The organism is Gracilibacillus orientalis (genome assembly GCF_900114645.1).
Classification (GTDB): domain Bacteria; phylum Bacillota; class Bacilli; order Bacillales; family Amphibacillaceae; genus Gracilibacillus; species Gracilibacillus orientalis.
In genome coordinates this window covers 734321-746829 of the sequence record NZ_FOTR01000001.1, presented here as the reverse complement: position 1 = coordinate 746829, position 12509 = coordinate 734321, and the positions used below count along the sequence as shown (strand labels likewise).

The 12509-nt window shown below is 37.5% G+C and carries 11 protein-coding genes; 6 read left to right on the top strand and 5 right to left on the bottom strand.

All coding sequences use genetic code 11. The annotated features are described in order from the left end of the window. Positions 1–120 precede the first annotated feature (120 nt). The 6 genes from BM121_RS03455 to BM121_RS03430 all read left to right on the top strand — a co-directional run bounded on the left by BM121_RS03455 (position 121) and on the right by BM121_RS03430 (position 7226). Positions 121–1452 (top strand): extracellular solute-binding protein, encoded by a 1332-nt coding sequence (locus BM121_RS03455; protein WP_091481140.1) that lies wholly within the window; start codon positions 121–123, stop codon positions 1450–1452. A gap of 98 nt (positions 1453–1550) precedes the next feature. Beyond that, a complete protein-coding gene (locus BM121_RS03450) occupies positions 1551–2441 on the top strand; it encodes a carbohydrate ABC transporter permease (protein WP_091481137.1) in 891 nt (296 codons plus the stop codon). Continuing rightward, complete coding sequence (locus BM121_RS03445; RefSeq protein WP_091481135.1) at positions 2441–3319, top strand: carbohydrate ABC transporter permease; 879 nt, start codon at positions 2441–2443, stop codon at positions 3317–3319. Before BM121_RS03450 ends, BM121_RS03445 begins: the two co-directional genes overlap by 1 nt. Positions 3320–3759: 440 nt before the next feature. After that, on the top strand, positions 3760–4722 hold the full coding sequence (locus BM121_RS03440) for a D-2-hydroxyacid dehydrogenase (RefSeq protein WP_091481132.1): 963 nt from the start codon (positions 3760–3762) through the stop codon (positions 4720–4722). A gap of 406 nt (positions 4723–5128) precedes the next feature. Further along, the gene (locus BM121_RS03435) at positions 5129–5707 is read left to right on the top strand and encodes a YdcF family protein (protein ID WP_091481129.1); all 579 of its coding nucleotides are present in this window, start codon (positions 5129–5131) and stop codon (positions 5705–5707) included. Positions 5708–6098: 391 nt separating this feature from the next. After that, a complete protein-coding gene (locus tag BM121_RS03430) occupies positions 6099–7226 on the top strand; it encodes an MFS transporter (protein ID WP_245780725.1) in 1128 nt (375 codons plus the stop codon). 423 nt (positions 7227–7649) lie between these two features. Here the strand turns inward: BM121_RS03430 and BM121_RS03425 are convergent, their stop codons facing one another. The 5 genes from BM121_RS03425 to BM121_RS03405 form a co-directional block, all read right to left on the bottom strand. After that, positions 7650–8561, bottom strand: a complete 912-nt coding sequence (locus BM121_RS03425) for a class II fructose-bisphosphate aldolase (RefSeq protein WP_091481124.1) — start codon at positions 8559–8561, stop codon at positions 7650–7652. A 24-nt stretch (positions 8562–8585) separates the two neighbouring features. Beyond that, a complete protein-coding gene (locus tag BM121_RS03420) occupies positions 8586–9041 on the bottom strand; it encodes a PTS sugar transporter subunit IIA (RefSeq protein WP_245780717.1) in 456 nt (151 codons plus the stop codon). Continuing rightward, on the bottom strand, positions 9022–10464 hold the full coding sequence (locus BM121_RS03415) for a PTS fructose transporter subunit IIC (RefSeq protein WP_091481119.1): 1443 nt from the start codon (positions 10462–10464) through the stop codon (positions 9022–9024). The genes BM121_RS03420 and BM121_RS03415 overlap by 20 nt, the downstream gene beginning before the upstream one ends. Further along, positions 10457–11395 (bottom strand): 1-phosphofructokinase, encoded by a 939-nt coding sequence (gene pfkB, locus BM121_RS03410; protein ID WP_091481117.1) that lies wholly within the window; start codon positions 11393–11395, stop codon positions 10457–10459. Before pfkB ends, BM121_RS03415 begins: the two co-directional genes overlap by 8 nt. 124 nt (positions 11396–11519) lie before the next feature. Next, positions 11520–12296, bottom strand: a complete 777-nt coding sequence (locus tag BM121_RS03405) for a MurR/RpiR family transcriptional regulator (RefSeq protein ID WP_091481114.1) — start codon at positions 12294–12296, stop codon at positions 11520–11522. Positions 12297–12509: the final 213 nt, after the last annotated feature.

Sequence of the window (12509 nt, the reverse complement as noted above, 5' to 3'; positions counted from 1 at the left end):
AAAAAAATGCAGCATTCGACTACTTGGAAAATTCCACCCACAACCTTTAATTTATCCCCCTTCAAAAATAAAGCGTTTACATTAAAATGATTGTATTACAAAGAAAGAGGAGGATTTTTCATGAAAAAGTGTATTGTATTTATAATTTTATTTATAATGATGATCTTAGCGGCATGTGGTAATGATGACAGTACGAATGCGAATCAGAATAATAACGGGGAAGAAAATACAGATTCGTCAACGGTCACAATTTGGCATAATTTCGCAGGAGATGACCTTAGAGCTAAGACGGTACGGGATTTAATTGAAAAATTTGATGAAGAAAATGAAGATATTCAAGTTGAAGCAGAGGCGATACCTGTAGATGGTTATAGACAGCGGATTAGTACTGTTGCAGCTGCTCAAGAATTGCCGGATGTCTTCTTTACTTATGCAGGCAGTTTTACGGAACGTTTTTATGAAGGTGACCTTATTCAACCTATTACTTCGTTAATTAATGAGAATACAGAATGGGCAGATTCCTTTTTACCAACTGCATTGGAAGCTTATCAATATGGAGAAAATGAAGATATATTTTCTGCACCCGTAGGAATGTCTTCAACATCTTATTTGTTTTATAACAAATCGCTTTTTGACAAATATCAGCTTGAAGTTCCAAAAACATGGGATGACTTTTTAGATGTAATTAACACCTTAAATGAGCAAGAAGTTACTCCACTAGCACTTGGAAATAAGGCTCCATGGGTAGCTCAATCTACAACCTTCGGAGCTATTGCTGATCGAGTAACAGGTACTGAATGGTTTATGGACGCAGTTGCTCAAGAAGATGCTTCTTTTACAGATCCCGTTTTTATCGAAGCATTAGAGTATTTTAAACAATTAGTTGATGCTGGTGCATATCCAGAAGGAGCAAATAGCATGGATAATACCCAAGCTGAGCAATATTTCCTGCAAGAAAATGCAGCTATGATGATTAATGGATCCTGGACGATCAGTAGTTTCGGTTCAACTGTTTCTGAGGATCAATTAAATAATATTGGTGTCACGGTTATTCCTAGTATTCCTGAGGGAGAAGGTAAAGCTAATACGATAACCGGCGGTCCAGGTGGAGGTTTTGTATTAAATAGTAATGCTGAAGGTGAGGTAAAGGATGCAGCATTAGATTTAATTTATGCCTTAAGCAATGACGAAGCACAAAAAGCTATAGCTGAGAGTGATTCCATGGTTATGTACGATGTTGAGATTGATCAAGACAAAGTATCCACATTATATTATGAAGCTTTTGAATTGGTGCGCAGCGTTGAATTTGCCCCTGTGTATGATTTGCATTTATCTTCGGGTGCGGGTGAAGCAATTAATAACGGATTGCAAGAAATTATGTTAGATGGAGATGTGGAAGCGGTAGCAAATAAGCTACAACAAGCACAAGAAAATGCCCAAAATGAAGAATAATGTTTGACAAAAGTGGTAGTCCTACATCGTTACTTAGGACTATCACTCATCGTTCCATTTCGTTCGTCTTTTCCTAGTTTGGTAAAGGAGAGATTTACATGCAGAATATTTTAAAGGTAAGATATTGGTTGATTCTGTCGCTGATGCCTGCCTTGTTAATCTATACAGTTATTGTTATTGTGCCAATATTTTGGTCCTCGTACTATGGTTTTTTTAGCTGGACAGGTACAACTGACCCTAAATTTATTGGATTAGAAAATTATATCGAAGTGATAAAAGACCCTATCTTTTGGCGCGCACTTAAGAATAATCTTATAATTGTCGCTGCTTCGGTTTTTGGTCAAGTTCCAGTTGCATTGTTTTTAGCACTGATGTTGCGTAAAATATCTTTATTTCAGCGTTTTGTACGTTCGGCTGTTTTTTTGCCGATGGTTATCTCTACAGTTGTTGTAGGGTTAATCTGGGGTTATATTTATAATCCGCAATTTGGGATTGTGAATTCGTTTTTAGAATGGATTGGACTTGAGTCATGGACTAAGTCATGGCTATCTGATCCAAGCGTGAACATGTATGCGGTTTCGGTGCCGATCATATGGAACTATATTGGTCCGTATTTAATTATATTTATTGCTGCCATGCAAAACATTCCTTCAGAAATTGAAGAGGCCGCAAAGATTGATGGTGCCAATGGTTTGAAAAAGTTAATCTACGTAACATTGCCAATGATGTGGACAACAATAAAAGTGGCTATTGTACTATGTATATCAGGAAGTTTAAAAGCATTTGACCAAGTGTTTGTTATGACAGGTGGAGGTCCAGCTCAATCAACGGAATTGTTAGCTACGTATATGTACAATAATACTTTTGTTGTTTACCGTTATGGGTTTGGATCAGCAATATCGACTATGATTATTATCATCAGTTTAATTTTGATAGTAGTCAGTCAGGTGGTAATGAAAAAAAGAAATAAAAAAGGAGGGAAGGAGTAATGCAACAAGATATAAGAGTGGAAAATAAATCGACTTATCAATCTCCTTTTTTTACTAAACGAGGAATAGGTTCTGTTTTAAGAATTATTTTTTTGCTTGTATTCTCGTTCCTTATGATTTATCCGCTTTATTGGCTAATGATTAGTGGGTTTAAATCGAACGAAGAATTTTTTGCCTCTCCATATGCACTACCTCAAGAATGGACCTTTCAGAATTTTATAGAGGCATGGCAAATAGCAGATCTAGGTACAGCTATGATTAACTCAACAATTGTCACAGTTGGTGGCACACTGTTGACGGTATTTATTGGTGCACTTACAGCATATGTATTGTCGCGATTTGACTTTCGTCTGAAAGGATTGGTAATGGTTTTTTTTGTGATTGGGATGCTTATACCAGTTCATAGTACGTTAGTGCCCTTATTTACGATGATGAATAAAGTGGATATGTTAAATACGTATTGGGCATTGATTTTACCTTACACAGCTTTTGAATTGCCTATTGCAATATTTCTCATTACCGCTTATATGTCTTCTATTCCGAAAGAAATTGAAGAAGCTTCGGTAATAGATGGTGCAGGCTATTGGGGGATTTTTTTTCGAATGATGTTACCTATGTCAATACCTGCTATGGCAACAGTTGCTATCTTAGCTTTTTTAAGATATTGGAATGAATATGTATTTGCACTAGTATTCATTAACGATTCATCACTTAAAACGTTACCACTTAGCCTCTCGATTTTTTCGGATGGATATAGTACTAATTATTCGTTAACCATGGCAGCGATGGCAATTGCTGTGATTCCAACAATTATCATGTACGTCTTCTTTCAGGAGCAAATTATGAAAGGGATGGTAGCAGGTTCAGTGAAAGGGTAATAGTATTGGTTTACAGAACAAGACATTGAAAATCTTCATCTAAATAAAGATTTTCAGATTGTGGAAGAACCACAATTGGTCCAATGTTTGATTTGTCCAGAAATGCAGTCATTCCCATAACTACATTTGAAAATCTTTTAAGAAAATAGCTTTGATGGGCTTTAATACAATGATGTTATATATGGAGGATACATTTGAAATTGAAAATTATCCATATTTTTGGCTATATGAGCGGAATGAACTGAGAGAATTAGATAATTATACAGGGCTGGTAAGGCGTTTTATCAGTTGGGCTTTGATGCTGCCCCTGATTGCTTTTTAGTAGAAGGTGATCAGGGGTTTTTAGGTAGTAAAAGAATATAGAATAATTAGGAGGTATGTCTAAAAAAGTGGTAAACTACATATAAATCTTGGTAGTTTCACATATAGGGAGGGCTATTATGTCTGAACGGACACTAGTCATAAACTTGAATTTAGATGAAAACTTGTTCAAAGAAATAAAGCAAGAAGTACCTGACTGGAACATCATCGCAAACAAAGACATCGATAAGATTCAAAATGAACTTGTCGAGGCGGAAGTAGTATTGCATTGGAAAAATGCCACTGCACCGTTTTTGCTTGAGAAAAATGATCGCTTAAAGTGGATTCAAACATGGAGCGCTGGAGTAAACGGCCTTCCGCTTGATGCGTTACAACGAAAAAACGTGACATTGACGAGTGCAAATGGCGTACACGCTTACCCGATTTCCGAAACAATTCTTGCTCTTATGCTTGGATTAACGCGAAAAATTCATACATACGTGCGTCAACAGCAGGAGAAAACGTGGCACAATGCAGGACTAAAATTAGAAATTCATGAAAAAACAATTGGTATTATAGGTGTTGGTGCCATTGGTCAAGAAACAGCCAAAATTGCAAAAGCTTTTGGCATGAATGTCCTTGGCGTTCGCCATTCAGGAAAACCAACAGACCATATTGATGAAATGTATACACCTGATCAATTGGTTGACATTTTACCTCAATGTGACTTTGTTGTAATAACACTTCCATTGACAGAAGAAACAACTGGCATGTTTGGGGCAGAAGAGTTCCGCCAAATGAAAAATAGTGCTTTTCTGATTAACATTGGAAGGGGTCCAATTGTAAAAGAGGACGAGCTCATTCAAGCGCTAGAAAATCAGGAAATTGCCGGAGCTGGACTTGACGTGTTTCAGGTGGAGCCCTTACCGGAAGCCAGTCCATTATGGACTATGGATAATGTCATTGTAACTCCGCACACGGCAGGAGCAACAGAACACTATACCGAGCGTGTTATTCGGGATATATTTATTCCTAACTTAAGACATTATCTTAAGTATGGTGCTCCCGAAGTGAATGTCGTAGATTTTGAGAAGGGGTATTAAATGTTCGGTAGCAGTTGTTGAATTTGTATCCATAGTAACATTTTGTTGAATCGATATTCTGATGGTAAAGTAGAGGGGCAAGTGAATTTTTTGTAAGACAATAAAGTATAAAATTTGCGCGGGTGTCTAGTTCCGAACGCCCAGAAACTAGGCGACTTCACGAATCGCCCTACGATAAAGAAGACTTGCCGATTGGTGAAACCAGAGGCTTAGTCGCACTTTCATCGACTAAATTCGGTCACGTCCTGTGACCAACGTCGATACTAGAACATCGTATTCGTCGTGCCTTTAGGCGAAAGTCATCATCAGCTCGCAAGCTCACCGTGATTCCTTTATCTCAGTTGATTCTGAAGTCGCTACGTTTCTAAACGGGCGCTCTGCGCTTTTCTTAGTTGGGAGTGGCGGTATGGACTGGAAAAAATGGTTGTTCATCTCATTGCCTCTATTTTTGCTGGTAATTGGCTTGATTGTTTTGATCAATTTACATAAGTTTTTGGTATTAGAACAACAACCAAAAAAAGCAGATGCAATTTTAGTACTAAGTGGCGGAAAAGGCGAGCGAGAGGCAGAGGCAGCTAAACTCTATCATGAAGGATGGAGCGATACCATAATAGTTACTGGTGCTCTTGTCGGTTGGGATACTTACTCATCGGAGATTATGACGGAGCACTTAATCGAATTGGATGTGCCTGCAGATGCTATTTATTCTTTCAAAGAAGTGACAAGTACCAGAGAAGAAGCAGAATTGTCCCAACCACTGCTACGCCAGCTAAACGTAGACAGCCTAATGCTCGTAACTAATAAATTTCACTCCGCACGGGCAAAATGGATTTTCCGAAAAACATTACAAGATGAAAATATTGAAGTCATTTCTGTCCCTGTCCGTGATGACGTTTATGACAAGAATTGGTGGAAAGACCATGAAACAAGAAAGCAGGGAGCAAGCGAAGTATTAAAATTCATTTGGGAACTTTTCCGACTATAACAACAAAAAGGGAAGTAAGCATGCAAAAAGCTACTTCCCTTTCATATACTGTTCCATTTCTTGATCGCACCTGCCAGCCACAACTAGACAGCAGTATAGTACAAACGTTATGAATGAAAATAAACCGCTGATAATCCACCACATATCGCACGACCCTCTCTTTTGATGTCCATATGTCGAATGACGTGTACGCAGAGCATACGTATGGTTTTCCTCTCCATTTTTCACAAAAAAGTAGTTGGATATACATTTATTATGTGCATATTGTTTTTATCGTCAGTGTATCTTGCGTTATAATTACTTCGACTATCGAAATAAAGGAGTCCTGCTTGTGAGTCAATCGCAAAAGAAAAAAGAGAAGATTTGGACGAAGGATTTTGCCCTAATTTGTATGGCAAATTTTTTTATATTTTTAGGGTTTCAGATGACGTTGCCAACAATTCCGTTGTTCGTCCAGCACTTGGGCGGCAGTGATGAATTTATTGGAATTATTACAGGTATTTTTACATTTTCGGCATTACTTTTACGTCCAACTGCTGGCCATGCGTTGGAAACTAAAGGAAGACAGTTTGTGTATATGATAGGACTAGGAATATTTGTGATTTCAATTGGTTCATTTGCATTTATTACGAGTATTGTCTTTTTGATTTTAATGCGTTGTGTACAGGGGTTAGGTTGGGGATTCTCAACAACGGCTACTGGTACGATTGCGACGGATTTGATTCCAGTGAGCAGGCGTGGGGAAGGAATGGGTTATTTCGGTCTTTCTGGTAATATTGCGCTTGCCTTCGGGCCTGCATTAGGACTCACTTTATATGGTTATATCTCGTTTACGACATTATTTTTAATTTGTTCAGCGTTAGGATTAGTAGCGTTATTGTTGTCTAGTCTAATTACATACAAGCCTGTTGATCCTGAAGCTAAAAAGGTAGTTGCTCCAAGATTTGATGTGTTTGAGAAAAAGGCATTACGACCGTCCTTGTTATTGTTTTTTATTACGACATGTTTTGGTGGTATTGCTTCGTTTCTGCCGTTATATACGGAGCAAGAAGGAATTGCAGGAATTGAGGTTTATTTTGTTGTTTTTGCTATTTTCTTAATGATCACGAGGACGTTTGCTGGGCAATTGTATGATAGAAAAGGGCATATTGTGGTGTTTTTACCTGGGACGTTTTTAATTTTTTTGGCCATGATTTTATTAGCATGGTTGCCAAATGAATTTGTTTTGTATGTAGCGGCTGCGTTATATGGGTTAGGGTTTGGTTCCGTACAGCCAGCGCTTCAAGCATGGGCAGTAAATCAGGCGCCTGATAATCGCAAAGGAATGGCGAATGCGACATTCTTTTCCTTTTTTGATTTAGGTGTAGGTGTCGGTGCGATTGGCTTTGGCTTTATTGCATCCGTATTGAGTTATAGCTACATTTATATTACAGGTGCCGCCTCAGCGATGATTTCGATTGTATTATATATATCTTTGTTGGTGAAAGATAGAAAGGTGCAGCAAAAGAAAATAGTTTAATAAAAAGTGCTAGATTTAGTGAAAATGAACAAACCTAACATGAAGACATTATTCTTCAGACAACAGATGTAGAGAAGTTAGATGAGTTTGAGGAGCCGTTATAATACCTGCTTTCAAGAGGATGATTCTCCAATACAATTATACATGTGAAAGGAGCTCGCTTTTTTCTAATGATGTAAGAAAGTATAAACGGAGATGTCTAGCTCCAAGCGCCAAAAACTAGGCGACTTCACGAATCCCCCTACGATAAAGAAGACTTGCCGATTGGTGGAACCAGAGGCTTAATCGCACTTATGCCTTTAGGCGAAAGTCATCATCGGTTCGTAAACTCACCGTGATTCCTTTATCTCAGTTGATTCGCTCCAGTCGCTACGTTTTTAAACGGGCGCTCTACGCTTTTCTTAGCGGGCTCCTTTATTATTGTTATACACGTAATGAATCTATTTTATATTGATTCGGGTATGCCTGTGTTTTTATTTCTTGTGCTTTTCCAGCGCAACCGACTAAAGTCATTTTCTCTGTTGCTAGTTTCTTAGCTACTTCTTTTGCTTTGGATAGATACTTTCTAGGGTCTAAGGAATCTGGTGTTTGGGAAAAGTGATCCTTGATTGCTTCTGAGTAAGCATTTTTAAGTTCCGTTGATACGTTCATTTTTGCCATCCCTAATGTTATGCATTGTTTTACATCTTCTTCGGGTATCGCAGATCCACCATGTAGAACGAGCGGTTCATCGACAAGGCTGGCGATTTCTTCAATTCGTTTAAAGTCTATATCCGGATCACCGCTGTAAATACCATGTGCCGTTCCAATTGCTGGCGCTAATGTAGGTACACCGGTTCTTTCAATAAATTCCTTGCATTCAGATGGTACTGCTTTTTCCGCATCTTTATTTGAGACAACAATATTGTCTTCTACACCACCGACTTTTCCTAGTTCTGCTTCTACATTCACATCAATATATTTTGTAATATTTATAACTTGGTTTGTAAGACTTATATTTTCCTCAAATGGATGCATGGAAGCATCAATCATGACAGATGTGTAGCCCGCGCGAATACACTGGATAATTACATCTAAATCTGTACAATGATCTAAGTGAAGTGCCATTGGAATATCATATTTTTCAGATGCGGCATTTGCTGTTTTTACAATGCTATCTGGGCCTAAGTTTTGAACTGTTCCAACAGTTGTTTGAATGATGACAGGTGCATCTATCTCGGCTGCAGCTTCTGCAACGGAATATAGCATATCAAAAGAGTGAACATTAAAGGCGACTATTCCATAACCGGATTTTCTAGCTTCTTGTAACATTGGTGTTGATGATACGAGTGTCATATGATTCTCCCCTTAAATTAAATTTTATGCGAAAGCTCCCGCAAGTTCTTCCATTACGGTGTTTGCATCTTCAGCATGTGCTAGTACTTCTCGTTTTTCTTCATAAATTAACATTCTTGAAATAGATGCTAGTGATTGAATATGTGTTGTACCTGCTTCTCTTTTTGGCACTAGTAAGGCGATAAAGAAGGTAGCTGGTTTTCTATCTAAAGCATTCCATTCTATTCCTTCTTTAGAAGATACAACAACAATAGCAGGTCGTTTAATCGCATCCACTTGTGCATGTGGAATGGCAAATCCATCTTGAAAACCTGTTGTACTTTCTTGTTCGCGCTTTTGTAATCCAACTACTACCTCTTCAGGATCTGAAGCAATCCCTTGAGTAACAGCAATGGCAGCTATTTGTTCGAAAACCTCTTCCTGTGTTGTCAGCTGTTGTTTTAATTTAATTTGGTTGATATCAAGCAATTTGTTGTCCATCATTTCCTCCACCTTTACTTTGTTGGTCTTTTAAATAAGCACGTTTTTTATGAAATCCATATATAAATGCTCCAACTAAGGAGCCGATTAATATAGCAATTACCCATTGTATAGCTCCTGTAACTACTGGTAACACAAGGAATCCGCCGTGTGGAGCTGGTACTTCGATGTTCATCATATACGTCAAAATAGCTGATACAGATGAACCAACCATTAATATCGGAATCACGATAATAGGGTTTTTCGCTGCAAAGGGAATAGCGCCCTCTGTAATGTGGGTGGAGCCAAGAATGAAGTTAACTCCACCGGCATTACGTTCTGCCTGATTAAAATATTTTTTAAATAACACGGTTGCAAATGCTGTAATTAGTGGCGGTGTAATACATGCTGCCGAAACACCTGCCATAAAGTAAAAATTACCTTCTCCAAGTAAAGCAGTACCCGTTACATATGCTGCTTTATTGACAGGACCACCCATATCAAAGGCACTCATGGCTCCAACAATTAAACCAAGTAAAACAGGGTTCGCATTTTGGAAATTACTTAGGAAATTAATCATGCCCTCATTGATTGTTGTCATCGGCTCTACTAATAATGTCATGATCACACCTACTAACAGAATACCGATTAAAGGATATAAAAAGATCGATTTAAGCCCATTTAATGATTTTGGCATTTTCTCCAGTAACTTACCTAGTAATACAATAATGAAACCACCAATGAAACCAGCAACAATACCACCTAAAAATCCGGCTCCACCATTACTTGCAATCAAACCACCGATAAAGCCGACTACCATACCCGGTCTCTTCGCAATTGATTCGGCAATAAACGCTGCTAGTATTGGTACCATCATTTGAAAGCCAAGACTTCCAATATCATTGAGCATTGCGGCAATAGGGTTATAACTTTCGTGATCTGGATCGGCAGAGTGTATACCAAATAAGAATGAAAGTGCAATAAGAACCCCACCACCAACGACAAATGGAAGCATATGTGAAACACCATTCATAAGGTGTTTGTAAATGGAATGTACTACATTATTTTTGTTATTGCTTGATACGCTTTCATCTTCATTCTCTGCATCACTTTCCTTCGTTTTATATACGATTGCTTTGCCATCAATGATTGTTTGAATTAATTGCTCTGCTTCATGGATTCCTTTTGCAACAGATACTTCAACTGTCGGTTTTCCATGGAACCGATACGCATATACATCTTTATCTGCTGCAACGATGACACCATCAGCTTGGGCAATGTCCTGTTTGGTAAGTTCATTTTCAACTCCAACTTGTCCATGTGTTTCTACTTTAATTTCTACACCTAGCTTCTTAGCGGCTTTCTTTAAAGATTCTTCTGCCATAAAGGTGTGTGCTATACCTGTCGGACAACCTGTTGTTGCAACGATTTTTACGTTAGCCATACATATTTTCCTCCTTTAATTTTTCGATTTGAATTTCATGAACAAGTGCCTCGATATCTGACAGGCTACAAATCCCTTTACTGAAGGCGGTAGCTGCTCCTGCAGCTGAAGCATAAATTAAAGCATTTTCTAACGACTCATTTAGATCTAATTTTCCGATAAAGGTACTTAGCATAGCATCACCTGCACATGCAGTGTTTACTACTGTTCCTTTAGTTGAACTTACCTTCAAAATACGGTTAGAAGAGGTGTAAATCGCCCCTTTTTCACCTCTTGAAACCAGAACTTGCTGAGCTCCCATGTTTAAAAGTGTTTGACTGAGCTCGATGATTTTCTCTTGTGTTAGTTCTGATACTGATAGCTGAAAAAAAGAGGCAAGTTCATCATCATTTGGTTTAATTAGTAACGGTTTATATGCCAAGCACTCTAGTAAAGCATGAGAACTAATATCTAAAATAAGTTTGATGTTGTTGTAATAACATATTTTGGCGATTTTGATATAAAAATCATCTTCTATACCTCCTGGTAAACTACCTGAAACAAATAATGTGCTATTAGCTGGTATTCGCTGAATTTTTTCGAGCAGTTCTACTTTTTTTGTTGTTGAAATCAGAGGTCCTTTATTGACAATCTTGTATTCTTTGTCAGCATTAGCGAATACATTTATTCTAGTAATTCCTTCTACGTAAACCATGGAAGTGTTGATAGACTTCTTCTTTAATTCTTGTTCGATAAATTCTCCAGAAAATCCACCGATAAAGCCCATGGCAGTATTGGAAATTCCTAGTTCACTTAAAATAATAGATACATTAATTGCTTTACCGTTTGGCTGATAGTCTTCTTCATATGTCCGATTGACAACACTAGGTTTTAATTGGTCTAATCCAACATAAAGATCAATGGCTGGATTGGGGGTCAGTGTATAAATCATGTGCTCACCTGCCTTGCTTTTCTATTTGTCTTCATTATGGCACAGGAAATAGTGTAAATGTTTTCAGAATATGTAAAGGTTTTCGTGCTTTGTAAAATAAAAAAACTTGGCGTACAGCCAAGTTTTAAAGCATTCGTATTGCGTAGGCATCTAATAAAATTCGTGAGATTACACTTAGAGGAAGACGGGAACGCACTTCGTAATCGGGGAAGTAGGACTGGGTTCCCTTGTACCCGACAAAAGTCATCTCTGACATCTGACCAAGACTTGAATCGAATCTCGTAGTGAGAGCGATTGTAGTGATTTGCCTAATATTTAAGTTTTTACAAGCTTCGACTAATTCCTCTGTTTCACCATTTAGCGAAACAAAGATTGCTATTTCATTTGGTTGTATATTTCTTGATTTTATTCTAATGATGTTAGGATCGTTGTGTTCTTCACAATTTTTCCCCATTAACTGTAGTTTAATTGTCATTTCTTTAGCTATCATTTCAGAGAATCCACGCCCAAACACGAATATTTTCTCAGCATCATCAATTTTTTGAACAGCATCTTCTATTTGGCCGATACTTTGTAATTGAATGGTTTTTAAGACTTCATGCTCATTCTTTTGAATGGCATGCTTGATCTTTTGATCGATATTTTCCATTTCATTATTATCATCTGAAAGCTTCACTTTTTCTTTTAGACTATACTTAAATGAAGTATACCCGTCATATCCAATTTTCTGCATTAATCTTACTATAGTGGCGGTGGATACATTAGCGTGTTCACTTAGTTTGACAATTGACATAGATGAAATTTCATCTAAATGATTGTGAATATATTCTAATAAATATTTTTCCGTTTCGCTTAACGTTTTATAAGTGTTTGCAGGAATATCGAATAATATATTGCTCATGAGAGGGCCCCCTGTATTTGAAACGTTTGATTATATTTTAACGAAGATTTACTAAGAACACTAGATAATTAACTTTTTGGAGTAACATAATGGCGCGAACGAAAGAAATATCCCTATTGTCTAACTAGTTGGAAGAATGTATTTTTTATTTAAGGAACGTGGGTATTGTGTTAAAATGTTGAAAGCGATATCAATAGTGATGAAAATAAGATT

Bases quoted from the DNA above. Each gene is read 5' to 3' on its own strand.
- BM121_RS03455 (WP_091481140.1), top strand. From the start codon at position 121: ATGAAAAAGTGTATTGTATTTATAATTTTATTTATAATGATGATCTTA.
- BM121_RS03445 (WP_091481135.1), top strand. From the start codon at position 2,441: ATGCAACAAGATATAAGAGTGGAAAATAAATCGACTTATCAATCTCCT.
- BM121_RS03435 (WP_091481129.1), top strand. From the start codon at position 5,129: ATGGACTGGAAAAAATGGTTGTTCATCTCATTGCCTCTATTTTTGCTG.
- BM121_RS03420 (WP_245780717.1), bottom strand. From the start codon at position 9,041: ATGGACAACAAATTGCTTGATATCAACCAAATTAAATTAAAACAACAG.
- BM121_RS03405 (WP_091481114.1), bottom strand. From the start codon at position 12,296: ATGAGCAATATATTATTCGATATTCCTGCAAACACTTATAAAACGTTA.
- BM121_RS03430 (WP_245780725.1), top strand. From the start codon at position 6,099: ATGGCAAATTTTTTTATATTTTTAGGGTTTCAGATGACGTTGCCAACA.
- BM121_RS03415 (WP_091481119.1), bottom strand. From the start codon at position 10,464: ATGGCTAACGTAAAAATCGTTGCAACAACAGGTTGTCCGACAGGTATA.
- BM121_RS03425 (WP_091481124.1), bottom strand. From the start codon at position 8,561: ATGACACTCGTATCATCAACACCAATGTTACAAGAAGCTAGAAAATCC.
- BM121_RS03440 (WP_091481132.1), top strand. From the start codon at position 3,760: ATGTCTGAACGGACACTAGTCATAAACTTGAATTTAGATGAAAACTTG.
- BM121_RS03450 (WP_091481137.1), top strand. From the start codon at position 1,551: ATGCAGAATATTTTAAAGGTAAGATATTGGTTGATTCTGTCGCTGATG.
- pfkB (WP_091481117.1), bottom strand. From the start codon at position 11,395: ATGATTTATACACTGACCCCCAATCCAGCCATTGATCTTTATGTTGGA.